This window comes from Aestuariibius sp. HNIBRBA575 (genome assembly GCF_040932005.1).
Lineage (GTDB): Bacteria > Pseudomonadota > Alphaproteobacteria > Rhodobacterales > Rhodobacteraceae > CANLNM01.
In genome coordinates, this window is the sequence record NZ_CP162414.1 from 3,213,735 (window position 1) to 3,238,468 (window position 24,734).

The 24,734-nt window shown below is 54.9% G+C and carries 24 protein-coding genes and 1 tRNA gene; 10 read left to right on the forward strand and 15 right to left on the reverse strand.

Annotated elements, in window-relative coordinates; translation table 11 throughout:
- Positions 1 to 2: 2 nt before the first annotated feature.
- The 9 genes from AB1F12_RS16205 to AB1F12_RS16245 all read right to left on the reverse strand — a co-directional run bounded on the left by AB1F12_RS16205 (position 3) and on the right by AB1F12_RS16245 (position 11,845).
- Complete coding sequence (locus AB1F12_RS16205) at positions 3 to 914, reverse strand: DMT family transporter (protein WP_368185442.1); 912 nt, start codon at positions 912 to 914, stop codon at positions 3 to 5.
- Positions 911 to 1,891, reverse strand: a complete 981-nt coding sequence (queG, locus tag AB1F12_RS16210) for a tRNA epoxyqueuosine(34) reductase QueG (RefSeq protein ID WP_368188396.1) — start codon at positions 1,889 to 1,891, stop codon at positions 911 to 913. Before queG ends, AB1F12_RS16205 begins: the two co-directional genes overlap by 4 nt.
- Positions 1,892 to 1,969: 78 nt before the next feature.
- On the reverse strand, positions 1,970 to 2,635 hold the full coding sequence (locus tag AB1F12_RS16215; RefSeq protein WP_368185444.1) for a glutathione S-transferase family protein: 666 nt from the start codon (positions 2,633 to 2,635) through the stop codon (positions 1,970 to 1,972).
- A 68-nt stretch (positions 2,636 to 2,703) separates the two neighbouring features.
- Complete coding sequence (gene mtgA / locus AB1F12_RS16220) at positions 2,704 to 3,423, reverse strand: monofunctional biosynthetic peptidoglycan transglycosylase (RefSeq protein ID WP_368185446.1); 720 nt, start codon at positions 3,421 to 3,423, stop codon at positions 2,704 to 2,706.
- A 160-nt stretch (positions 3,424 to 3,583) separates the two neighbouring features.
- Positions 3,584 to 4,090, reverse strand: coding sequence for a Hint domain-containing protein (locus tag AB1F12_RS16225; RefSeq protein ID WP_368185448.1), 507 nt, complete (start codon positions 4,088 to 4,090; stop codon positions 3,584 to 3,586).
- Between the two features lie 177 nt (positions 4,091 to 4,267).
- Positions 4,268 to 8,806, reverse strand: coding sequence for a glutamate synthase large subunit (gene gltB, locus AB1F12_RS16230; RefSeq protein WP_368185450.1), 4,539 nt, complete (start codon positions 8,804 to 8,806; stop codon positions 4,268 to 4,270).
- Positions 8,807 to 8,903: 97 nt separating this feature from the next.
- Positions 8,904 to 9,632 (reverse strand): hypothetical protein, encoded by a 729-nt coding sequence (locus tag AB1F12_RS16235; RefSeq protein ID WP_368185451.1) that lies wholly within the window; start codon positions 9,630 to 9,632, stop codon positions 8,904 to 8,906.
- Positions 9,629 to 10,363 carry a hypothetical protein gene (locus AB1F12_RS16240; RefSeq protein WP_368185452.1) on the reverse strand — a complete coding sequence of 245 codons (735 nt, stop codon included), beginning with the start codon at positions 10,361 to 10,363 and terminating at the stop codon, positions 9,629 to 9,631. The genes AB1F12_RS16235 and AB1F12_RS16240 overlap by 4 nt, the downstream gene beginning before the upstream one ends.
- Positions 10,364 to 10,411: 48 nt before the next feature.
- Positions 10,412 to 11,845, reverse strand: coding sequence for an NAD(P)-dependent oxidoreductase (locus tag AB1F12_RS16245; RefSeq protein ID WP_368185453.1), 1,434 nt, complete (start codon positions 11,843 to 11,845; stop codon positions 10,412 to 10,414).
- A 215-nt stretch (positions 11,846 to 12,060) separates the two neighbouring features.
- Here AB1F12_RS16245 and AB1F12_RS16250 point away from each other — a divergent pair, with 215 nt between their 5' ends.
- Entirely contained in the window at positions 12,061 to 12,864 is an 804-nt protein-coding gene (locus tag AB1F12_RS16250; RefSeq protein ID WP_368185454.1) for an undecaprenyl-diphosphate phosphatase, read from the forward strand.
- On the opposite strand, the gene AB1F12_RS16255 is transcribed toward AB1F12_RS16250, so the two are convergent.
- Entirely contained in the window at positions 12,855 to 13,841 is a 987-nt protein-coding gene (locus AB1F12_RS16255) for a complex I NDUFA9 subunit family protein (RefSeq protein ID WP_368185456.1), read from the reverse strand. The genes AB1F12_RS16250 and AB1F12_RS16255 overlap by 10 nt on opposite strands.
- A 175-nt stretch (positions 13,842 to 14,016) precedes the next feature.
- Here AB1F12_RS16255 and AB1F12_RS16260 point away from each other — a divergent pair.
- Positions 14,017 to 14,103, forward strand: a tRNA-Leu gene (locus AB1F12_RS16260).
- Positions 14,104 to 14,447: 344 nt separating this feature from the next.
- On the opposite strand, the gene AB1F12_RS16265 is transcribed toward AB1F12_RS16260, so the two are convergent.
- From AB1F12_RS16265 to AB1F12_RS16275, 3 genes are all read right to left on the reverse strand, one after another.
- Complete coding sequence (locus tag AB1F12_RS16265; protein WP_368185457.1) at positions 14,448 to 14,924, reverse strand: hypothetical protein; 477 nt, start codon at positions 14,922 to 14,924, stop codon at positions 14,448 to 14,450.
- 27 nt (positions 14,925 to 14,951) lie between these two features.
- Complete coding sequence (locus AB1F12_RS16270; RefSeq protein WP_368185459.1) at positions 14,952 to 15,182, reverse strand: hypothetical protein; 231 nt, start codon at positions 15,180 to 15,182, stop codon at positions 14,952 to 14,954.
- A gap of 61 nt (positions 15,183 to 15,243) precedes the next feature.
- Entirely contained in the window at positions 15,244 to 15,696 is a 453-nt protein-coding gene (locus AB1F12_RS16275) for a CdiA family toxin C-terminal domain-containing protein (RefSeq protein ID WP_368185460.1), read from the reverse strand.
- Between AB1F12_RS16275 and AB1F12_RS16280 the strand changes: the two genes are divergently transcribed.
- Positions 15,676 to 15,867: a hypothetical protein gene (locus AB1F12_RS16280; protein ID WP_368185461.1), complete on the forward strand. Its 192-nt coding sequence runs from the start codon at positions 15,676 to 15,678 to the stop codon at positions 15,865 to 15,867. The genes AB1F12_RS16275 and AB1F12_RS16280 overlap by 21 nt on opposite strands.
- Here AB1F12_RS16280 and AB1F12_RS16285 read toward each other — a convergent pair.
- Both AB1F12_RS16285 and AB1F12_RS16290 read right to left on the reverse strand, forming a co-directional pair.
- Positions 15,864 to 17,519, reverse strand: coding sequence for an FAD-binding dehydrogenase (locus AB1F12_RS16285; protein ID WP_368185463.1), 1,656 nt, complete (start codon positions 17,517 to 17,519; stop codon positions 15,864 to 15,866). The two genes, AB1F12_RS16280 and AB1F12_RS16285, sit on opposite strands and share 4 nt — an antisense overlap.
- Before the next feature lie 17 nt (positions 17,520 to 17,536).
- Positions 17,537 to 18,397, reverse strand: coding sequence for a bile acid:sodium symporter family protein (locus AB1F12_RS16290; RefSeq protein WP_368185465.1), 861 nt, complete (start codon positions 18,395 to 18,397; stop codon positions 17,537 to 17,539).
- 228 nt (positions 18,398 to 18,625) lie between these two features.
- Between AB1F12_RS16290 and nhaA the strand changes: the two genes are divergently transcribed.
- From nhaA to raiA, 7 genes are all read left to right on the forward strand, one after another.
- A complete protein-coding gene (nhaA, locus tag AB1F12_RS16295; protein WP_368185467.1) occupies positions 18,626 to 20,449 on the forward strand; it encodes a Na+/H+ antiporter NhaA in 1,824 nt (607 codons plus the stop codon).
- 54 nt (positions 20,450 to 20,503) lie between these two features.
- Positions 20,504 to 21,115 (forward strand): ribonuclease D, encoded by a 612-nt coding sequence (locus tag AB1F12_RS16300; protein ID WP_368185469.1) that lies wholly within the window; start codon positions 20,504 to 20,506, stop codon positions 21,113 to 21,115.
- Between the two features lies 1 nt (position 21,116).
- Positions 21,117 to 22,085 (forward strand): SIS domain-containing protein, encoded by a 969-nt coding sequence (locus AB1F12_RS16305; protein WP_368188397.1) that lies wholly within the window; start codon positions 21,117 to 21,119, stop codon positions 22,083 to 22,085.
- 3 nt (positions 22,086 to 22,088) lie between these two features.
- Positions 22,089 to 22,694 (forward strand): LPS export ABC transporter periplasmic protein LptC, encoded by a 606-nt coding sequence (lptC, locus tag AB1F12_RS16310; RefSeq protein WP_368185470.1) that lies wholly within the window; start codon positions 22,089 to 22,091, stop codon positions 22,692 to 22,694.
- A 4-nt stretch (positions 22,695 to 22,698) separates the two neighbouring features.
- A complete protein-coding gene (lptA, locus tag AB1F12_RS16315; RefSeq protein ID WP_368185471.1) occupies positions 22,699 to 23,187 on the forward strand; it encodes a lipopolysaccharide transport periplasmic protein LptA in 489 nt (162 codons plus the stop codon).
- Positions 23,187 to 23,945 (forward strand): LPS export ABC transporter ATP-binding protein, encoded by a 759-nt coding sequence (gene lptB / locus AB1F12_RS16320; RefSeq protein WP_368185473.1) that lies wholly within the window; start codon positions 23,187 to 23,189, stop codon positions 23,943 to 23,945. The genes lptA and lptB overlap by 1 nt, the downstream gene beginning before the upstream one ends.
- Before the next feature lie 203 nt (positions 23,946 to 24,148).
- Positions 24,149 to 24,727, forward strand: a complete 579-nt coding sequence (gene raiA / locus AB1F12_RS16325; RefSeq protein WP_368185474.1) for a ribosome-associated translation inhibitor RaiA — start codon at positions 24,149 to 24,151, stop codon at positions 24,725 to 24,727.
- Positions 24,728 to 24,734: the final 7 nt, after the last annotated feature.

A 24,734-nucleotide genomic window follows, 5' to 3' on the forward strand; every position in this document is an offset into this window, starting at 1 on the left:
TTTTATTGCCACCGTTTGGCTTTGACTTTGCGTTCGGCGGTGTTGCCTTGGCCCAATTGCTGTTCACGCCACACGATCACGGCCCCGGCGGCGATGATCAACGTTGCCCCGGCCATCATCGGCCATGTGGGCGTTTCTGCGAACCAGACATAGCCAATCAGCAGCGACCACAACATGCTGACATAGGTGAACGGCGCCAACACCCCCGCATCGGCAAATCGATAGGACGACGTCAGCAATAGCTGCCCGATCCCGCCCACCAGGCCTGCGCCAATCAGCAAACTTGCCTCATATCCGGTGGGCCAAACCCAGCCAAAGGGAATGGTGAACAGGGACAGAAACGTCGCCGTCACCCCGAAATAGAACACAATTGTCGTCGCCTTTTCCTGCCCCGACATGGATTTGATAAACACCTGCGCCAATGCGGCCATACAAGCGGACCCCAGCGTCAGTATCGCCCCAAGCGCCGCCGCATTGGCAAAGCCTGACGAAAACCGGGGGGCTGTGATGATCACCACGCCGATCAATCCAACCAAAACCGCCGAAATACGGATCATCCGCAGTCGTTCGCCCAGCATAATGGCGGCCAGAATGACCATCACCACCGGTGTGACAAACCGGATTGCGGTGACTTCGGGCAGGGGCAGGTATTTCAACCCGGCAAATCCCAGCCCCATCGCGACACTGCCCGCCAGTGACCGCACGGCATGACTGCCCAGCCGATTGGTTTTCAACGCCGCTGGAAATTCACCCTGCATTTTCATCCAAATCAGGATCACAGGAATTGACAGAAAGGACCGGAAAAACACCGCTTGGCCTGCGGGAACGCGCCCTGCCTCTTTGATAAATGCGGTCATAATCGTGAAAACCGTAATGGCCGAAATCATTAGAAAAATACCGCGGGCGGGGTTCATAAAAGCTCCAACTGGGCGACAGCCCAACGCGCGGCATCCGCGACTGTTTCATCAGCGTCACGCGTCAAATCACGTGCCGTTTCAATCAAAGACGCGTCGGCAGAATTGCCAATCGCATACAGCACATTGCGCACAAACCGATCCCGCCCAACCCGTTTCACAGGGGAACCCGAAAACATCGTGCGAAAGGATGGATCATCCAGCGCTGCCAATTCCGCCAATCGGGGTGCGCGCAATTCATCGCGGGTTTTATAGCGTGCCTCGCTGGCGGTTTGGGCGAATTTGTTCCATGGGCACACCGCCAAACAATCGTCGCAGCCATAGATGCGATTGCCCAATGCGGGGCGCAATTCCAAATCCACCGGACCTTTGTGTTCGATGGTCAAATAGGAAATGCAGCGTCTCGCATCCAATTGAAACGGCGCGGGAAACGCCTTGGTTGGGCAAATATCCAGACAGGCCGTGCAGGACCCGCATTGTTCCTGTCCCGGTTCATCAATGGGCAATTCCAACGTCGTGAAAATCGCGCCCAAAAAAAACCAAGACCCCAGATCACGGCCCAACAGATTGGTATGTTTGCCCTGCCAGCCCAACCCGGCAGACGCGCCCAGTGGTTTTTCCATCACTGGTGCGGTGTCGACAAACACTTTGATCTGGGCCTCTGGGTCCTGTTCGATCAGCCAGCGCCCGACCCGTTTCAGACGCTTTTTGACGATGTCATGATAATCCTTTTGACCCGCATAGACCGAAATCGCCCCGCGATCGGGACGTTGTAAAATCGCCAGCGGATCATGGTCGGGCGTGTAAACTTCGGCCAGCATGATGACCGATTTCGCATCCGGCCACAGCGCGGCAGGATCGGCACGCCACTGCATCCGTTCCTGCATCCAGGCCATCTGTCCATGCCGCCCTTTGGCGACATATTGATCCAGCAGGTCCGGCAAGTGTGGGTTCGCATCCGGGCGGCAAATGCCCATTTTGGCAAACCCGGCCTCGATCGCAAATGCGTACAGCTTTTGTTTTAGGTCCACGACGGACCCCCAAATTTGGGTGCGTTAGAAATCAAGATTGGCATAATGCGCAGGCGGCAAAAATCCGGGCACCTGATCGGCCAGCAAGGACCGAAAGGCAGGGCGGGACTTGATTTTGGCGTACCAATCTTTGACGACCTCAGAGCGGTTCCAATCCACATCAGAAATGTAATCCAAACAGCTTAGATGGGCGGCGGCGGCAAAATCCGCCATCGACATGTCATTGCCCGCCAACCAACGGCGTTGATCCAACAGCCACGTCATGTAATCCAGATGATATTTGATCGCACGCGACCCGGCTTTGACATTGGCGCTGTCGGGATATCCGGTGCCCATCACCTTGCGAAACACGCGTTCACCCATCAGTTTCGATGTGACCTCGGCGTGAAATTTGTCGTCAAACCACGCAACCAGTCGGCGCACTTCGTAGCGGGCATCAGCCGATTTGGGCAGCAAAGCAGGATCGGGATACGCCTCTTCTAGAAACTCGCAAATCGCGGAACTGTCAGACAAGGTTTTATTGCCCAGCTTCAGGATCGGCACCTTGCCAGCTGGATTGCGGCGCAAAAAATCCGGGTCCTGTTCCCAGTATTTTTCCTCGACCAGCTCAACCTCGATCTTTTTCTCGGCCAGAACCAACCGGACTTTGCGCGAATAAGGAGACAGGGCGTAATGGTAAAGGCGATTCATCGAAATCTCATACTTGGGGACAGGTCTGTCTTGCCCCGAAGTGATCCGATTTTCAAGCGCCCAACGCGTTATTCAAAGCAATCTGCGCGCCCATCCGCCCGAATTGTCGCCGCCCCGTCGATGATTCCTGCCGCACGATTGCGGACAAAGCTGCTGGGGTTTGAGGCAGATCGCGATTTTGGCGCAGGCAGGATCGCCGCCAAACGGGCAGCCTGAACCGAAGAAAGATCCGCCGCATCCACGCCAAAATAATGTTGTGATGCGGCTTGAACGCCAAACACGCCTTCGTCAAATTCCGCGATGTTCAGATAGACCTCTAGTATCCGCTGCTTTGACCAAAGCAATTCCACAACCGGGGTGATCATCGCCTCAAGCGCTTTGCGCGTGTAGGTGCGGCCATGCCAGAGAAAGACGTTTTTGACGGTTTGCTGGCTGATCGTTGATCCGCCCCGATCCCCGCCCGATTCGATGGCGGACTGGATCGCTGAAACGTCCAGCCCCCAATGTTCGCAAAAATCGGCATCCTCTGCGGCGACCGCAGCGCGCGCCATGACCGGCGCGATTTGTTCCATCGGCACCCAGTCCCGATCCACGCCACCCAAACGGCTGCCTTCGGACACGATGTAATAGGTGGTTGGCGGGTTCACGACGCTAAACAGCGCCACAATCAACAGGACAAACAAGACAATCCCCCCCCCGATGCGCAACGTCCAACGCCGCAACCAACGCAGAGGTTGGAAACGTTTGGCCTTTGGCTCGGTGGTTTTTTTACTGCTCTTCTTTGCCATGTGGCCAACATAAGTCTTTCCTGACGACGAGTGTAGTCAAATACGATCCACGGCGTTGCTAGGATGTGAATTGGTCACGAATTGGGAGTTGTGAAGAAAAATTGAGACAAATTGGGGCGAAATTTCGCCCGTTGTTTTCGACCCCGTGGGGCAAATGGCGTTAGCGCACTTCGATCTGGAACAATTTGGCGTTTTGTTGGGACATGTTGACCTGTGGATCAGTGCATTCAACCTGCAGCCCCGAAAAGGTCAGCAATTGCGGATTTTGGCAGGACACGTGATGCCACTGCATTTTGCGTTTCTCTTCGCGTACAATCGAGCTGCCATTGACCAATTCGTCGATCGGCAAAATTGCGGATTCACGATCACGATGCAGCTGCGCCTTCCAGCCGACAACACGCACCCGGGTTCCGGGGCTTAGGGTTAGCATCCCTTTGTTGCCCAACGCGCCAGGCAAAACCAAAATTGGGGCGTGATAGCCGACCCCGCGGGTTTGCACCGAAATCACGCTTTCAATCCGTCGATGCCCCCCATCGCCAACAATCACCAGATCACCACAGCTCAGATCTTCGACTTGTCGGTACCCTTCTGGGGTGAGCAATTGCGCACCCGAGCCAAAACACCCCGCAGGTGGTGTCGGACCATTTTGTCGAAAAGCGTGGAACATGAACGTCACCGGATGCTGAAATCAAAGCTCACGAAACGTTCTGTATGTGAAACCTGTGGACCGGCCCACCTTCTGAAGACCCACGGATAGGTTCACTATGGGGCAAACACCCTAAATCTTCCTGAACGAAAAAGGCGGCACCAAATGGCACCGCCTGTTTCTGAATTTTTGATTGGCTTACTCAGCCGGGATCGCCTGATCTTCGATGCCCAGTGGCGCGGGCAATTTGTCCAGCATTTCGGTTGAACAAATCTGCACGAAATTGGATTTTTCCAGTTCCCAATGCTGCAGAATATCTGCAGCGCGACGGCTTCCGGTTTCTTCCAGATGACGTTCGATCAGACCTTTTAGCTGGTCTTCCCAATGGCTGACGGTCACGGCGCATGTCACCAGTGTTTCCATGTTCAACAGCGGGCCAGACACCTGATCGGGATCATAGAGATAGGCCATGCCGCCGGTCATCCCAGCCCCAAAGTTCGCCCCGATCGAGCCAAGGATCACAGCAACGCCGCCGGTCATGTATTCACACCCGTTTGATCCGCAGCCTTCGATCACGACCTTAGCGCCCGAGTTACGCACGCCAAACCGTTCGCCGGCGCGACCCGCCGCAAACAGATAGCCATCCGTGGCCCCGTATAGCACGGTGTTGCCGATGATCGTGTTGTTGGCCGCAACCAGCGGGCTGGCCATGGGTGGACGCACAACAATGGTACCGCCTGACAGGCCTTTGCCGACATAATCGTTGGCATCGCCCGACACTTCGAGTTTCAGCCCCGGCGCGGCAAACGCACCCAAGGACTGCCCCGCCGACCCTTTGAGTTTGACGGTCAGGTGATCCTCTTGCAGCGTGTTGCGCATGCCAAAGTTTTTCACGATATGCGACGACGTGCGTGTGCCGATGGTCCGCAGCGTGTTTTGCACCGCATATTCCAGCTGCATCTTTTCCCCATCTTCTAGGAAACGCGCCGCATCTTTGACGATCTCCGCATCCAGCGTGTCTGGCACGGCGTTGCGGGGTTTATTGCGATCATAGGTGATGTGCTGCGCGCCATCGACGGTGATCAACAGCGGGTTCAGATCCAGATCATCCAGATGCGCCGATCCACGTGACACTTGGGTCAACAAATCGGCCCGCCCAATCACGTCATCCAATGACCGCGCGCCGATTTCCGACAGGATTTCACGCACTTCGGTGGCATAGAATGTGATCAGATTGACGACCTTATCCGCTGAGCCGGTGAATTTATCACGCAGCGCCTGATCCTGCGTACAAACCCCCACAGGGCATGTGTTGGACTGACATTGACGGACCATGATACAGCCCATCGCGATCAACGCAGCGGTGCCGATACCGTATTCTTCGGCGCCCAGCATCGCGGCCATGACAATGTCACGCCCGGTGCGCAGGCCACCATCGGTCCGCAGGGTCACACGTTCGCGCAGGTTGTTCATCGCCAACACTTGGTGCGCTTCGGTCAGGCCCATTTCCCATGGCAGACCCGCATATTTGATCGACGTCGCAGGCGACGCGCCTGTGCCGCCATTGTGACCAGAAATCAGGATCACGTCGGCCTTGGCCTTGGCCACACCTGCGGCGATTGTGCCCACACCAGACGACGCCACCAGTTTAACAGTCACTTTGCAACGCGGGTTGATCTGTTTCAGATCATAGATCAGCTGGGCCAGATCCTCGATCGAATAGATGTCGTGATGCGGCGGTGGTGAAATCAGCGTCACGCCTTTGGTCGAATGACGCAAGCGCGCAATCAGGTCGGTGACCTTCATGCCGGGCAGCTGGCCGCCCTCGCCGGGTTTCGCCCCCTGCGCAACCTTAATTTCCAGCTCTTCGCATTGGTTCAGGTATTCGGCTGTGACACCGAACCGACCAGACGCCACCTGTTTGATTTTCGCAGATGGGTTGTCGCCATTGGGTTCTGGGTGGAAATGTGCGGGATCTTCGCCGCCCTCACCACTGTCCGATTTGGCGCCAATCCGGTTCATCGCCACGTTCAGGGTTTTATGCGCCTCAGGGCTAAGCGCGCCCAGCGACATGCCCGGTGTCACAAACCGTTTGCGGATCGATGTGATGCTTTCGACCTCTTCGATTGGCACCGCGTCGCCCAAGGGTTTGATCGCCAGCAAATCCCGCAAATGGATCGGCGGATTGGCCTGCATCGACGATGAATACTGTTTCCACAGCTCATAGCTGCTGCGGTTACAGGCCGCCTGCAACATGTGCATGGTCTGCGCTTCCCAAGCGTGTTTTTCACCGGACCGGCGGGATTTATAGAACCCACCGATTGGCAAAACATCCTGACCGCCAAGGAACCCTTTGGCGTGTACACCTTCGGCTTTGCGTTGGATACCGCTGACACCGATGCCGGAAATCCGCGACGTCATACCGGGGAAAAATTCGGCACACATGGCGCGGCTTAGTCCGACGGCTTCGAAATTCAGACCACCACGATAGGAGGACAGAACCGAAATCCCCATCTTGGCCATGATTTTCAACAGACCCTGATCGATGGCTGACCGATAGCGTTTAATGGCTTCGTTCAGATCGCAATCCAGCAGGTTGCGTTCGATCCGATCTGCCAGTGAATCTTCGGCCAGATAGGCGTTTACGACGGTCGCACCACAGCCGATCAGAACCGCAAAGTAATGCGGATCAACACATTCGGCGGATCGCACATTCAGACTGCTAAAGGTGCGCAAACCTTTTTCTGTGAGCCATGAATGCACAGCAGACGTGGCTAAAATCATCGGCATCGCAACTTTGTCAGCGCCCTGGTGTTGGTCGGTCAGAACCAGATGCCCCGCACCGGACCGCACTGCATCCTCGGCCTCTGAGCGCACACGATCCAACGCGGCGCGCAGGGCCGTATCACCGCCGCCCGCCGGGAAGGTACAGTCGATTTCAACCAAAGAAGAGTTGAAGTTTTCGGTCAACGCTTCCCACTGGGCATTGCCAACAAAGGGACTGTCCAGCACGATAATTGTGGTTTGCGCGCTGCTTTCGTCCAGCACGTTTTTCAGGTTCCCGAACCGTGTTTTCAGGCTCATCACCCGGTATTCACGCAGGCTGTCAATCGGTGGGTTTGTCACCTGAGAGAAATTCTGACGGAAGAAATGGCTGAGCGGGCGATACATTTTCGACAGAACCGCCGACGGTGTGTCATCCCCCATCGAGGCCAGGCTTTCTTTGCCATCCTCGGCCATGGGCGCCAAAATTTGTTCCAGTTCTTCGATGGAATACCCTGCCGCAATCTGACGTTTGCGCAATTCCGCACCGGCAAAGATCGGCTTTTCGTCGACATTCGCCAGCGTTTCTTCGAGGTCAACAATTTTACCAACCCATTCGCCAAATGGCTGGGCGGCTGACAGTTTGTCTTTGATTTCTGTGTCGTGGAACAGCGTGCCTTCTTTCATGTCGACGGCCAGCAATTGACCGGGGCCAAGCGCGCCTTTTTCGACGATCGTCGCTTCGTCAACAGGAACCATACCTGCCTCAGATCCCGCGATCAGCAGGTTGTCACCCGTTACGACATAACGCATGGGCCGCAAACCGTTGCGGTCCAGACCGGCGCATACCCAGCGGCCATCTGTCATCGCCAGCGCGGCCGGACCATCCCATGGCTCCATCACAGAGTTGCAGTAGGAATACATGTCACGCCACGCATCGGGCAGTTCGGTGGCTTGCTTGGACCAGCTTTCTGGGACCAACATGGTTTTGGCCATCGGCGCGGACCGACCGGCGCGCACCAACACTTCGAACACCGCGTCCAGAGCCGCCGAATCCGATGATCCGCCTGCGACGATGGGTTTGATGTCTTCGGCATGATCCCCAAATGACGCTGACGCCATGCGGATTTCATGGGATTTCATCCAGTTCAGGTTGCCCTTGAGCGTGTTGATTTCGCCGTTATGGGCCAACATGCGGAACGGCTGGGCCAACCACCATTGTGGGAATGTGTTGGTGGAGTACCGCTGGTGATAAATCGCAAAGGTCGATTTGAACCGCTCATCCAGCAGATCGGGATAAAAATCGGCCACTTGTTCAGCCAGCATCATCCCTTTGTAGATGATCGACCGGCAACTGAGCGACGCCAGATACAGATCGTTAATATGCGCGGCGGCCGCGGCTTTTTCGATGCGACGGCGAATGACATACAGCTCGCGCTCAAATGTTTCTTCGTCCACACCTTTGGAATTCGAAATCAGGATTTGTTCGATTTCCGGGCGGGTCGCGTTGGCCTTATCCCCCAAACAGGCCACATTGACCGGCACATGGCGCCAGCCATAAATATAGTAGCCCATCCGCAGAACTTCGGTTTCGACGATGGTCCGGCAGGTTTCCTGAGCCCCAAAATCAGTGCGCGGCAGGAACACCTGACCAACGGCAATCAGCTGATCCATTTTGGGTTCGTGACCCGTGCGGCGGATTTGATCATAGAAAAAATCCACCGGAATTTCGAGGTGGATGCCCGCGCCGTCACCGGTTTTACCATCCGCATCCACAGCCCCACGGTGCCAGATCGCCTTCAATGCGGCGATGCCGTTTTCCACAACTTTGCGTGACTGTTCGCCGTCGATGGACACAACCAGCCCAACGCCGCAATTGGCTTTTTCTTCCTCTTGGGAATACAGCCCATTTTCGGCCAGCCATTTACGCTTTTCGGTCTCGGCTTTGGCCCATTTAGCGTCAAATTTGGTCATGTTGGCTCTCCTTCTTGTGGCGTGACGACCATCTTTTCGTCTCGGCCTCGGTCATTAGCTTTTGGTATCTGGCGTGTGTGCGTTTTGGCAGGCGACGTCAGTTTTGGGTCACATCCCGCGGGGTTATTAGGGCGGGAAACGACGTGTCCTGCACGCCGCAATCATAGATCGGGTTCTGGCTGAAAAAGCCGGGTTCACCCGGAAAAATAAACGATACCGGCGTGTTGTCAGATTCAGGAAGCGCATCCCCATCGGAGGTAAAGCTCTTGGAAATGCCGGGCAGGAATAGACGCCATTGCGGCGCGACATAGTTCACGCCTTCGTTGCGAAACCGTCCGTCCGGTGTGTCGCTTTCGCTGGTATAGGTCATCAACAGCAACTCTTGGCCGTCGATTACCACCGTTTCACCTGTCAGCACATCCGCGCCGCGCCACCGCGTTACAGCCCCATCGGGGGAAATGGTGGTGAAATCATAGGTATCGATGCCCGTTTCCAGCAATTCATCCAGCGATGCGGGATCGGGTGGATCGGCCTGCAATTCGGTGATTTGACCGCTGAACAGGCTCAGGCTTTGCAGCCATTGTGTGTCACCATCAATCAAGCTGCCGAAAACCGGACCGTTTTCCATGAAATCGACACGCCATTGATGGCCCGTAGGGTCGGCTTCGCAGGTGTAGTGATTGGAAACCACGCAGCCGCGTTGTTGGATGGTCAGATATCCGGCGCAGCCTTCGGGCAGCTGATAGGTCTGCGCAGACACAGACGCTACGGACATGGTGCCGGCCCAAAGCGCCGAAATAGCCGCTGTTTTCACGCAAAAATTCATTGTGAAATCTCCAACTTGGACATCATGACACCGCAATCATATTTTGGGTTCGACGACAAAAACCCCGGTTCGCCCGGAAAGATGAATTCAACCGGTGTTTCATCAGTTTCCCAGCTGTCTGCGCCCACGCTGGTGCGGCCAATTCCGGACAGGAACATCCGCCATTGCGGCGAAATGAATTCACGGCCCACCGAATGCCAAAGCTCGTTTCCGGATTGGTCATAGGCACGAATATCGTAGGTGGTTTCAAACAGTTGAATCCCGTCGATTTCCACTGTTTGACCGGTCAAAGTATCGCGCCCAACATACCGTGTTGTGCCGATTTCAGCGCTGTGTGTGCGAAAATCATAGGTATCGATTTCCGTGTCCATCAGTTCGGTCATATTCGCCGGATCAACCGGGCTTTGCTCCAGCTCTTCGACGTGATCTGTGCCGATGTGATAGCTTTCGATCCACTGGGTTTCGGCGTCAATTGCACCGGCGTAAAACAGCCCCTCTTCGCCCATGGACACACGACGCTGCAAACCGGCAGGGTCGTTTTCACAGGTAAAATGGTGGCTGACATAGCACCCTTTGCCCTGCACCGTCAGATAGGCTTCGCAACCGGCGGGCAGATGAAACGTTTGGGCAAATGCAGGGCTGGCCAACAATAGAAACGGCAAAACGCGGATCATAAAAGTCACTCCGAAATCATTGAAAACAGCAAAGACGCTGTCATGGGATCGTATCATCGCTGTTCTCCTTTCTTGGTGTGAATTTTTGTTAACGTTCTGTGTGGGTTATTGCGCCGCAACGCTGGCAGATGCCGACAAGTGGTCCAAAATCGCCTCGGCGCTGTCGCGTCCATCACGGATCGCCCAAACCACCAGGCTGGCACCGCGCACGATATCACCGGCGGCAAACACCCCATCGAGGCTGGTTTGTCCGGTGCCAAAGTCCGCTTTTACGGTGCCCCACCGGGTGACTTCCAACCCATCAACACCCCAAAGCTGCGGCAGATCCTCAGGCTCAAAGCCCAGCGCCTGCACAACCAGATCCGCCTCTTCGACGTAATCGGACCCTTCGATCAATTCCGGCATGCTGCGACCGGACGCATCCGGGGCGCCCAGACGCATTTTCTGAACCATCACGCCATTTACCGCATCCCCAGTGAAGCCTTTGGGGGCACTCAACCAAACGAAATCCACGCCTTCTTCTTCGGCGTTTTGCACTTCGCGTTGGGATCCGGGCATGTTGGCTTTGTCACGACGATAAAGGCATTTCACGCTGTCCGCGCCCTGACGAATGGCTGTGCGCACACAATCCATGGCCGTATCACCGCCGCCAATCACGACGACCTTTTTGCCCGTCGCATTCAATTCGCCGCTGTCATATTCCGGCACATCATCGCCAAAGGATTTGCGGTTGGACGCAGTCAAATAATCAATCGCACGGACAATGCCAGCGGCCCCGGAACCGGGCGCTTGCAAGTCACGTGTTTTATAAACACCCGTCGCGATCAGAACCGCATTATGTTTGGCGCGAATATCATCAAAGGACAGATCAACGCCGACATTGCAGTTCAGCACAAATTCAACGCCGGATTTTTCCAGCTGATCCATGCGCCGCATGACCACGTCTTTTTCCAGCTTAAAGCCGGGGATGCCATAGGTCAGCAAGCCACCGCCACGGTCATAACGGTCATACACCGTGACCTGAACGCCTGCGCGACGCAGGTGATCCGCTGCGGCCAGACCACCGGGGCCTGCGCCAATGATGCCGACGCTTTCGCTACGCTCTTGGGTCGGTGAAACGGGCAGAACCCAACCGTTTTCCCAGGCCGTGTCGGTGATATATTTTTCGACCGATCCGATGGTCACGGTGCCATGGCCGGATTGTTCGATCACACAATTGCCTTCGCACAGACGATCTTGCGGACAAATCCGACCACAGATTTCTGGAAACGTGTTGGTGGCTTGCGACACTTCATACGCTTCTTGTAGGCGGCCCTCGGCGGTCAGGCGCAGCCAATCGGGAATGTTATTGTGCAACGGACAATGGGATTGGCAATACGGCACGCCACATTGGCTGCACCGGCTGGCTTGCTCTTCGGCTTTCGCCGTCGCAAATTCGGCATAAATCTCATTGAAATCTTCCTTGCGCAGAGTCGCTTCGCGTTTCTCTGGCATATCCCGGTCGACCGAAATAAATTTCAACATCTTCTGCTTTGCCACGGCTAAATCCTCCGCAATCTGATTGGACGCTCCGTTTAATCTGGTTTTCACCGGATGAAAAGTCAGCATGACTTACCTATATTTCGAAAATATCACTCCGTGAACCTAAATATTCAAAAAATGCAGAAAATTTAGGTCCGAATTGCGACCTATCTGAACTCTTTCCCCACGACTCCAATGATTTAGGTTGGGGCCAACGAATCAGCAGGTTTTTTATGCCCCTATTTCATCTTTTCCTCGTCGCCCTGATTCAGGGCATCACAGAATTCCTTCCGGTGTCATCCTCGGGGCATCTGATTCTGCTACCTCGGTTTTTAGGAATCCAAGATCAGGGGCAGGTGATCGATGTATCAGTCCATGTGGGCACATTGGTCGCGGTGATTCTGTATTTTTGGCAGGACGTCAAAATCGGGCTCGCGGGCACGCCGCGCATGTTAACCGGTCGCATTGATACACCGGGATCCAAGCTGGCGTTCCTGTTGATGATCGCCACCATCCCCGCCATTGCATTTGGCCTAATCCTGAAGATCACAGGACTAAGCGATGCAATGCGGTCCATCACCGTCATCGGCTGGACCATGCTGATTTTCGGTATCGTCCTGTATATCGCCGACCAAAAAGGCGGGACCAGCAAAAAGGCCGATGATTGGTCACTGCGCGATGCGATCATCATGGGGTTGTGGCAGGCCGTGGCTCTGATCCCCGGCACATCCCGGTCTGGGGCCACGATCACCGCCGCACGTCAATTGGGTTACAATCGCAGTGATGGCGCAAAATTGGCAATGCTGATGTCGATCCCGACCATATTTGCGTCTGGTGTTTTGTTGGGAATCGAAGTGATCGCAACCGCCGATGTCGCCGCTGCGCGGGATGGGGCGATTGCCGCTGTCATGTCATGCTTTGCGGCGCTCGCCGCGCTGAGCCTGATGATGCGGTTGCTAAAATCGGTCAGCTTCACGCCCTATGTGATCTATCGAATCGCATTGGGCGTGGTTTTGCTTGTGATCGCTTATTCGTAAGCTTTCAGATTTTGCGCGGATTCTTTGATCGCGTCATATTGCCCGGATGGACGGAACCGCCACAGGTAATCCGGCAGGATCGCTGACATGTTGCGTGGGGTAATGCCCAGCGCGTCAAATCCCTGCGCGCCCTCAGAAACGATGTTGTCACTGCTCAGCGATTTCAGCTGATCCGACGTGATCGGCGTTTTTACGATGCCTAGCGACAGCGTCTGCCCCCAGCCACCAAACAGCGCCACCAGTTTGGCCACAAATCCGGGCATGCCCAGAACCAAGCGCCGCTTGCGAATAACCGTCAACATGCGCCCCATCAGGCCACGGAACGTGTCCACATCGGGACCGCCCAATTCATAGACACCCGGTGCCGCTGTGCCCAGCGCGCCCATGACAGCCGCCTGTGCCACATCATCCACAAAGACCGGTTGGAATTTGGTGTTAGCCTTGGCAATGGGCAACACCGGCCCCCAACGGGTCATGCCCGCAAAGCGGTTAAAGAATTGATCCTCGGTGCCAAAAATAATCGATGGACGCAGAATGACCGCGTTTGGCATGTGACGCAGCACATGCGCTTCGCCCGCAGCTTTGGACCGGGAATATTCCGATGCGCCCTCTTGGGATGCACCAATTGCCGATACATGCACAAAATTTTCAACGCCAGCTTTGGCCGCGAATAATGCAACCCGGTCGGCCCCGTCTGCCTGCACGGCTAAAAACGTGTTCTTGCCCTTTTCCTCAAGGACACCCACACAATTCACAACCGCGGACGCGCCCTGAATGGCGGCTTGGACACTGTCGTCGTCGCGAATGTTGCAAAACACGGGTTCAACCTGACCAACCGCACCATAAGGTTTCACAAACAATGCTTCGTTTGGGTCACGGGTGGCAACGCGCACGCGCCAGCCTTCTTTGGCCATACGGCGGGCGATGTAGCGCCCAACAAAGCCGGAACCGCCGAAAATGGTGACAAGCTTGGTCATAGTTATATCCTTGCAAAGATCTTCTTTGGTTTATCCCCGCCCTGCCCGACAAACAAGGCGCATTTGCGCGCAGTTACAGTGGTATTCCCAACTAGATTGACGGTTTATGAAAAAACCCAAGGATTCGCGTTGACAGGATGCGCAGTGCGGCGTAAACGCCCCTTCACCAACCCGTGCCCAGATGGCGGAATTGGTAGACGCGCTAGCTTCAGGTGCTAGTGTCCGTATGGACGTGGAGGTTCGAGTCCTCTTCTGGGCACCATTAAATCCCAAATTACCCTTGTTTTTCAGAATGCACCCAGCAGAGACCTGATTTCGATCGATCCGTTCCGGTAACAGCATGCGCAAAGTTTGGCAAACGATCCAAACCGGCCAAGATTTTTCCAATTCTGTACCGGGTCAGATTGGCGCAAGGTAGGGTGATCGAAAGCAGACACTCAGGGCAGCAAGAACACTAGTGAGCCTTCAGAGGGAACCAAACTAATCCAATATTTTCTCGAATACCAAGCCTAAATCCGCATCAAAGACCAATGGGAGAAACGGTTAGCTCAGGAGCGGATATTGTAGACAAATGTCTATTTTCTTGATGAAGTTGGAAAGGTAAGTTTAGGTATTGGCCAGCCAATCATTTGCCACGACACGCAGTCGATCCTTGTCAAAAACACCGCTGCAAAAAAACGGAACTGTAGCTCTTTGTGCCTCATCGCACGCAGATGCGGCTAGCAAAGCTGGTTTGATTGGCGCAGCAACAAGCACATAGTGTGAGTTTTGTACACTTGGATCAGCTACATCGTAGCTGAAGTAACCACGCTTCGCCATGTTTTCAAAGGCAGTAATGTATTGCGATCTTTTCTCATCACTAGAAAAAATCGGTAGGTTTTCTTCGATAATGATCGTGCTAGTGGTCTCATTTGCAGCGAACAAGACATCGAAAGCAGCGTCTGCAGCTTGCAAGTCCTTCCCAGTTTCAGCAGGTAAGAAGCCCACTCCACCAGTGGCAAAATGAGCAATTTTGCCTTCGGTATCGACTGCAAACCAGTCAATGTCCAATCCTACAGAATCTTCAGCATCATAAAGCATCATTCCGTTCCGAACACGTTAACACAGTTTTCACATCGCGGAATGACTTGGTGTGTGCGAGGTCGAGCCGCTGGCGTGAAACCGATGTCTGATAGGCTCAAGTTTGGGTTTCCAAGAATTTTCAACGCTACCTTGATATACATGGTCATCAATCAAGGCTTTTGGAAGATGAACAAAGTAACCTTCGTTTAATTGGTACATCTCAGCTTCAAGGACTTTGTTAAAAAAGAATCCAAATTGCACTTTATCGCCAATAATCATTATTATTATATCACCAAGGTATCTTTAATTGACCGCCAGTGACTAAGCATACCACCTTCTTCTATTGATGGGTTAAATGGACGTTTGTAACGCTGTTGGTATCTTGGTTGCGATGTACTCGAAACTTAAACCAATCAATCGTGACTGTCGCTTGAGAAGAATTTTCCGAGAAGGTTGCGCGTTGACTGGCTTGAACACTCATCTGCGCAACTCTCTGATCACTCAATACAGCAGGATCGTAAACCGTCTTTTGGTAGGTTCTCGCACGGAATTCACCATCGATGATATCTCCTGCCCAAATTCTCGCGGCAACCAGATAGGTGATTGTTTCAACTCCTGGCATCGTGGGATCGGAATACCTTCCTGTAACACGTCCACTTTCAATAGCAATCGCGCTGTCAAAGGCATTTTTGTTATGTCCGCCAACAATACCGTTCTTACGATTATATCCCGCGATAGTTCTGTGATCTAACAACCATCTCACCGACTTGCCATGGGCGGGGATGGATTTCATGGCGGCAACCCGGCTGTGGTGGCAAACACAACCATTCAAATCGCCCTCTCCATGGAGGATTTGATCGCAGCACAAAAAGACCGCGACGCATCGCGGCCCTATTCGCAGGAATTGACCAAAGTTCTAGAAGGATACCTGTCGGGCTACCTGACCGATGACCCACAACCTTAGGCGATTGTGTCCGCCCGCCCCGCCTGTCGCCCAGAGAAAATGCACCCGCCCAAAAACGTCCCTTCCAGCGCGTTATATCCGTGATATCCACCGCCGCCAAAACCAGCGACTTCGCCTGCCGCGAACAGGCCCTCAATGGGCGCGCCTTGGGCATTCAACATCTGACTGTTCAGATCCGTTTGCAATCCGCCCAACGTTTTGCGGGTGATGATGTTTAGCTTGATCCCAATCAGCGGGCCATTTTGGGGATCGAGGATTTTGTGCAGCTTTGCGGTCCGTTGCAATTTGTCCCCACGATAATTGCGCGCCGCATGGATCGCCATGATCTGGGCATCCTTGGTAAAGGCGTTGTCGACCTGCAGATCACGGGCTTTGATCTCGGCTTCTATTTTATCCAGCGGCAACAGATCGTTGCCCTGCATCTGGTTCATCTTGCCCACCAGTTCAGCCAAGGTATCGGCCACAACAAAGTTTTCACCATGCTCTTTGAACGCTTCAACTGCTGGGGTCGCTTTTTTGTTCAAAATCCGCTGCTGCAGCACCTTGATCCAGCTTTTTTCGGCGAAATCCGCGTTTTGTTCGGACCCCGAAAGGGCGAATTCCTTTTTGACGATTTTCTGTGTCGTGATGAACCACGAATAATCATACCCCGTGTCCAAGATCATCTTGAGCGACCCCAAGGAATCAAAACCCGGATAGGACGGGGCCGGGAACCGGTTGCCCGTTGCATCAAACCACATCGACGATGGCGCGGGCAGAATGCGAATGCCATGGTTGGGCCAGATCGGATCCCAGTTTTTCACCCCTTCGGTGTAATGCCACATACGGTCATTGTTGATCAGATTGCCCCCCGCCGCCTGACTAATGCCAACCATGCGACCATCCACATGTGCCGGCACGCCAGCAATCATTTCTTTGGGTGCGGGGCCCAGCCGTTCGGTCGGCCATGATTTGCGCACCAGATCGAAATCGCCACCGATCCCCCCGGATGTGACCAAAACAGATGCGGCGCGCAGCTCAAAACTTCCGACGATGTCGCGGTTGGTTTTCTGGCCGCGCGACGCTGTATCTGGCGCCAGAATTTCCCCCGACACCCCTTTGGCGGCCCCGGCTTCCATGATGATATGGGAACAGCGATGCCGGAATTTCAGCTGAATCCGCCCCGCGGCCTGATGTTCGCGCACCCGGCGTTCAAACGGCGCCTGTGTTGCGGGGCCAACGCCCCATGTCAGATGAAACCGGGGGACGGAATTGCCGTGCCCGGACGCAAAACTGCCCCCGCGTTCAGCCCAGCCCACAATCGGGAACCACCGCATCCCCATCTGATAAAGCCATGGCCGCATTTCACCTGCGGCAAAATCCACATAGGCTTCGGCCCATTTGCGGGGCCATTCATCCTCTGGGCGGTCAAACTGCGCGGATCCAAACCAATCCTGCAGGGCCAGTTCGCGGCTGTCTTTGATGCCCATGCGCCTTTGTTCTGGGCTATCGACCAACATCAGCCCGCCCAGCGACCAGAATGCCTGTCCGCCCAGAAACGCCTCTGGTTCTTGGTCAATGATGATCACAGACTTCCCGCGATCCGCCAGTTCTGCAGCAGCCACAAGCCCCGCAAGCCCACCGCCTACAATGATAACGTCAGAAGTGTTCATGATGTTGCTCCGATGGTTTAATCAATGCGGCGGTACACAAAAACCACCGGCAAAATTATCAGGTACATAACGATGCCATAGACCGCCGATGGCAGTGCATAGACGCTAAAGCCATCGCTGCTGCCAACGATGATGGCCGCAATCGCAATGCCAAGCGTGCTGTTTTGAACACCGGTTTCCACGGAAATCGTTTTGGCTTCGGTCACGCTGCGACCCAACAGGCGCGCAACAAAAAACCCGACGCAGGTCAGGGTCGCCAACAAAGCAACCAAGGCCGGTCCGATGACCACCAGATTTTCAACAAACATCGTCCAGTTTCCGGCAACCGCCGCCAGCACAATAATCACAAACAGGATTGTCGCCAGCCGGCCCAACATGGGTTCCGCCTTTGGGATCAATGTCGGCGCAACCGCCCGCAGGCCAAGCCCAAGCAAGATCGGAACCACCGTCAGCGCAAACATGGTGATCGCCGTTTTGGCAATGTCCACATCTGGCGCCTCTGCCCCCATGAACCTGTCGACCGAAAAGCTAAGGATAAACGGCACAGTTATCACGCTCAGCAAACTGATCACCGCCGTGAGGGAAACAGAAAGAGCCACATCCCCTTTGGCCAATTTCGAGAGGATGTTGCTGGTCACGCCACCCGGACAGGCCGCAAGGATCATGAACCCAACGGCCAGTTCCGCCGAAATGCCAAATACCAGAACGCTTAGATAGGCGACAATCGGCAACAGGATCACTTGGTTCAGCGCCCCAATCGCAAAGGCCAACGGACGTTTCCCCACCCGCGAAAAATCAGCGATCGTCAGGCCGATGCCCAATGTGAACATGATGAATGCCAACCCAAGCGGCAGCACCACCGAAACCAAAATATCCATGTTTTCCCCTCCCAAGGACCTCTGCCCCGCGGGAAACAGAATGGTTTTCCGTTTTAAGTCCCCCTTTTCATTCTAGCTAGGGATTTGGATTGTGCCGTTGCGTCGCAAAAACCAATGGCACCTGTTTGCGATGTAAATTCTCAACAGCGATTTGGTTTTCGCAACACACCGCTTGAAGCGCGGTGTTTTAAGCCTATTTCCACGTCATACTTAACTTTAGGGACACAAATGGCCGATATAGAACGTTCGGGTTTCGACGCAGGTCGCGACATATTCTTGCTTCAGAGCGAACCCACGACCCGAACCCGCGCAAAGCTGGTGTGGTATATCGACTTTACCGGGATCACCACGCGGCGGGTGCGGGACCTATTGGTGCGCGCTGCAGAACGGTTTGCCCCCCAAAAAACCGATTTAGCCGTGCGGTTTTTGCCCAGCGGCGCGGCCGATTTAAACGCCGAAATCGCCGCCCGCGCTGCCATCGCGGCGCATCAGCAGGGTCGGTTCATCGAAATGTATCGGGCTTTGTTTTCGCGCCCACCCCGCTATTCCGAAGCATTGGTGATTGCATTGGCGGAATCGCTGGAATTGAACATGGACCAATTCCGCGCGGATTTGCATTCTGATGACACGACTGATCGACTGGCGGATGACCGCAATTCGGCCCAACGGGCCGGTGTGCATCACATGCCGACCTTGTTTATCGACGGTCGCGAATATGATGGCGCCTGGGATGAAACTTCGCTGGCCGAGGCGATCGAAAAACCGCTGGGCGTGCGCCTGCAACGCGCCACAAGTGAATTTTTCCACTGGGCTGCCTCTGCGGGTTTTGTGCTGGTTCTTGCCACCCTTGCGGCGTTGATCCTGTCCAATATCGGTTGGCACGATGCCTACGAAGAATTGCGCACGACCTATCTAAAAATCTCGTTCGGCGATGCGATGTTCAAAATGTCGCTGGAACATTGGATTAACGACTGCCTCATGGCGCTGTTTTTCCTGTTGGTTGGGATCGAAATCAAACGTGAAATGGTGGATGGCGAATTGTCTGACATGTCACGCGCGATGCTGCCGATCATGGGCGCAATCGGCGGGATGATTGTGCCTGCGGGGATCTATGTCGCGATCAATTGGGGGCAGGACACCGCCCATGGCTGGGGTGTGCCTATGGCCACTGACATCGCCTTTACCCTTGGGATTATGGCGCTGCTGGGCAAACGCGTGCCGACATCGTTGAAAATCTTTGTCTCAGCTTTGGCGATTGCCGATGATCTGGGCGCCATTCTGGTCATTGCGATTTTCTATGGTCATGGCTTTGAAATGGATGCGTTCTTGATTGCCGTTGCGATCTTTGCGGTGATGATGGGCCTGAACCGGGGCCGGGTTTATGCGCGTGTGCCTTATATCATTCTGGGCGTGTTCTTGTGGTACTTTGTCTATCAAAGCGGGCTGCATGCGACGCTGGCTGGGGTGTTGACCGCGCTGGCAATCCCATCCCGACGATCCGCCAACATGGAAGGCGTCGCCGCCCAAGCCGCCGCGGTGTTTGACGCAGAAATTCAGGGGCCAAATGCCACGATTGGGCATGGCGCGCTGGTGCGGCTGCAATCTGCGATCGACCGGTTGCGGGACCCCGGATTTCACCTGCAACATGCGCTGGAAAACTGGTCCAACTTTATGATCCTGCCCTTGTTTGCGTTTTTCAACACCGGCATCCTGATCATCGGATCGACGTTTTCCCCCATGGCCCCAGAGGCATTAGGGGTGATGGCCGGGCTGCTGATCGGCAAACCACTGGGGATTTTCCTGATCGTCTGGATCGCCGTCAAAACCGGGATCGCCAAGATGTCGCCCGAAATCAACTGGGCGCAAATCATCGGCGCGGGGTTCTTGGCGGGGGTTGGCTTTACCATGTCGATCTTTATTGGGTCGGCCGCGTTTACCGGCACGCAACTGGAATCGGTCAAACTGTCGATCCTAATCGCATCCACATTGGCGGCAGTGCTGGGATCGATCATTTTGATCCTCGCCGCCCCGCGTGGTGCGAACCAGAGTTGATGCAAAGCCATAAGGCGCGTATCTGACAGAGAACAGAACTGAAAGGGCGCGCCTGTGGCCAATACACTTTATCAAAACGACCTACCTGACGATCTGGATCTGGGTCCAGTTGTTGCCATTGATTGTGAAACGATGGGGCTGCACCCGCATCGCGACCGTCTGTGCGTGATCCAGATGTCCGGCGGGGATGGCAATGCCCATCTGGTTCAGATCGCCAAAGGCCAAACAGAGGCACCAAACCTGTGCAAAATGCTGACCGACCCAAATGTGTTGAAACTGTTTCACTTTGGCCGGTTTGACATTGCCGCGATGCAAAACGCCTTTGGCGCGGTCACAGCCCCGGTTTATTGCACCAAAATCGCTTCCAAAATGGTGCGGACCTATACGGACCGTCACGGGTTGAAAAACCTGTTGCAGGAATTGCTGAACGTCGACATTTCCAAGCATCAGCAAAGCAGCGATTGGGGTGCCCCGACCTTGACCGAGGCACAGCTGGATTATGCGGCTTCGGATGTGCTCTATCTGCATAAACTGCGCGACGCGCTGAACGAACGCCTGATCCGCGAAGGCCGGATGGACATGGCGCAGGCCTGCTTTGATTTCCTGCCAATGCGTGCGCAGCTTGATCTGGCGGGCTGGCCCGAAATCGACATATTTTCGCATTGATATGACGGATCGAGAGGCCTTTCTGACCACCGCCCGTCAGGTCATCACCGAAGAGGCCGAGGCGCTGGTTGTGCTGGCCACATCGCTGGATGACAAATTTTGCGATGCCATTGACCTGATCCTAAAAGCCAAAGGCCGGGTGATTGTCAGTGGCATCGGTAAATCCGGGCATATCGCGCGCAAAATCGCCGCCACATTGGCCAGCACCGGGACCCCGGCGCAGTTTGTCCATCCCGCCGAGGCATCCCATGGCGATCTGGGCATGGTCACAAAGGCAGATGTGGTTCTGGCGATTTCCAATTCCGGCGAGGCGCCAGAACTGGCCAATCTGCTGGCCTATACGCGCCGCTTTGCCATCCCGTTGATCGGCCTGTCCAGCCGCCCCAACAGCAGCTTGATGACAGCGGCAGACGCGTTTCTGATGATCCCAAAGCTGGGCGAAGCCTGTGGTCATGGCGTGGTCCCAACCACGTCCACCACATTGACCCTGGCCATGGGGGACGCTCTGGCGATCGCGTTGATGAAACACCGGGCATTCACGGCCGATAATTTCCGCGACTTCCATCCCGGCGGCAAACTGGGCGCGCAATTGTCCCGTGTTGGCGATCTGATGCACAAAGACGACGCCGTGCCTTTGGTTGGGGTGAACACCCCCATGAGCGACACCTTGCTGACCATCAGCCAAAAGGGGTTCGGCGTGGTTGGCGTATTGGATGACAATGGCTACCTTAGCGGCATCGTGACCGACGGGGATCTGCGTCGGCACATGGATGGATTGCTGGATCGCAAAGCCGGGCAGGTCATGACCGCCGCGCCCCGGACCATCGGTTCAAATTCTCTGGCCGAGGAAGCCGTCGCCGTGATGAATGAATACAAAATCACCTGCCTGTTTGTTGTCGACCCTGAAACGTCGGGCAACGTGGTCGGGATATTGCACATTCACGACTGTTTGCGCGCAGGCGTGGTGTGATCCTTGGTCGGGGCTGGTGATCTTTATTCGCGATTGGTGAATTTTGCCAAGGTCGGCCTGCCGCTGGCCGCACTGGCCCTGTTGTCGACCATGTTTCTGTTTTCGCGGGGCCAAAATAGCGACCAAACCATCCCGTATGCGGAACTCGAAGAAATCGCGCGCGACCAGTTGATCCTGGAACCCTATTATGCGGGCGTCGCGGACGATGGGTCCGAGGTTACGTTTTCCGCCCATAGCGCTGCGCCGGATGCGGATCAAAACAGCATTTTGAACGTCTCTGCGCTGCAATCAGAATTGCGCAGCACCGGGGGGGTGCAAACCATTATCCGCGCCGGGTCAGGGATGTTAAATTCTGACACCCAAATCGCCGAGCTAGAAGGTTTGGTGCGTCTGGACACGTCCAACGGATACAAAATGGAAACCCAAGGCATGACCGCCGATCTGGAAACAGGACGGTTTGAAACCCATGGGCGACTTGAAATTCGCGCGCCTTATGGCCAAGTGACTGCTGGTAAGTTGGTGATTGAAACCCCCGAAGGGTCGGACGGGCAGCAAATGGTTTTCAATGAAGGGGTGCGGCTGATATACTCCCCCCAAAATCAGGAATAGTATTGTGCATTTTATTCGTCATTCCATCGCCGCCGCATGTATTGTCATTGCCGGTTCGGCCATTGCTCAGGGCACACAGATCGCGCTGGGCGGGCTTAATGCCAATCCATCCGATCCTGTCGAGGTCAACGCCGACAGCCTGACCGTCAACCAAGATAACGGAACCGCCATTTTCACCGGAAATGTCGTGATCGGCCAAGGCAGCATGCGTCTGGCCGCCGCGCGCGTGCAGGTGCGATATTCAGACACCAACGGCGACATCACCCAATTGTTGGCAACGGGCGGCGTGACTTTGGTCACAGAAACCGAAGCCGCAGAAGCGGTCGAAGCCAATTATAATCTGGAAACCGGCATGCTGGTGCTCACTGGCAACGTTTTGTTGACCCAAGGGCCCAGCGCAATTTCCGCAGACCGCATGAACGTCAATTTGGAAACCGGCACCGCCCAAATGGAAGGCCGCGTGCGCACCGTCTTTGCCCAAGGGGACAATTGATGTCAGCGCCCGAATTAACAGTCACCCAGGGCAGCGCCGGGTTGCAGATTCGCAATCTTCGCAAAAGCTACCGCAAACGGCTTGTGATTCGGGATGTGAGCATGGATTTGGCCCGCGGCGAAGCTGTGGCACTGCTTGGACCAAATGGATCCGGTAAAACCACCTGTTTCTATTCGATTGCCGGCCTAGTGACCCCCGAAGGCGGGCGCGTTTTCATCGACGGACAAGATGTCACAGCCCTGCCCATGTATCGGCGCGCCCGTCTGGGCATCGGCTATTTGCCGCAGGAAATGTCGATTTTCCGGGGTCTGTCAGTCGAAAACAACATCCTGTCGATCCTCGAAATTTCAGAGCCAGATCGCATGACCCGCCGGGAACGGCTTGAGGAATTGCTGTCAGAATTTTCCATCGAACACCTGCGCCGCGCGCCTGCGCTTGCGCTGTCTGGTGGGGAACGGCGGCGTGCTGAATTTGCCCGCTGTTTGGCCGCAAACCCCAATTATGTCTTGCTGGATGAACCTTTTGCCGGGGTTGATCCCGTTTCCGTCGGCGAAATTCGCCACCTCGTTGCGGACCTAAAATCGCGTGGGATCGGTGTGTTGATCACCGACCATAACGTGCGTGAAACATTGGAAATTGTCGATCGCGCCTATATCCTGCATGACGGTCAAATCCTCATGAGCGGCACCGCCGACGAGGTGGTTCAGGATGAAAACGTCCGTCGCGTTTATTTAGGTCAAGGTTTCAAGGTCGGTTGAATCCACATTGACAAACACACCCAATTCAGCGCCAAATGTAGGGGATGACGGATTGTGTTTTCCTTTGCCAGACGGACCGGGTGCTTGCACTCTGCTGTGGCACAACACCATCAGGAAACCGGCCGGCCATCAATCCGATTAGCTTGATCTACACGCCCTAATTCTAGGGCAGGTCAGGCATTTTCCAAACTTCAGGAGGAACGATGCGGTATCAAATCAGCGGCAAGCAAATCGACATTGGCGAAGCCCTACAGATTCATGTCAAAAATGAATTAGGCGATACACTCAATAAATATTCTGGCAGACCAACGGACGCGACGGTCATCTTTTCCAAGAGTGCCAATGAATTTGTTTGCGAGACCGTTGTTCACTTATCCACAGGGCTTACAACTCAGGCTCGTGCGCATGCCCATGAAATCTATGCAGCTTTTGATTCATCACTTGAAAAGATGGACAAGCAGCTGCGTCGATACAAGCGTAGGTTGAAGGATCACCACAAGGAACGTCAGCAACCGGTTGAACTTTCTGATGCGGGCTCGTATATCCTCGCCGCAACGGACCACGTCGAAGAGGTGGAACCAGAAAACGTAAGCGCCATGATCATCGCTGAGATGGAAGCCAAAATTCCGTCTATCTCTGTCGGAGAGGCCGTGATGCAAATGGAACTTTCGCATGCTCCGGTTCTGGTTTTTCGCAACGAGGGACACAGCGGAATCAATGTCGTGTATCGCCGCGAAGACGGCAATATAGGGTGGATTGATCCCAAAAAAGACGACCAATAGCCGCCCT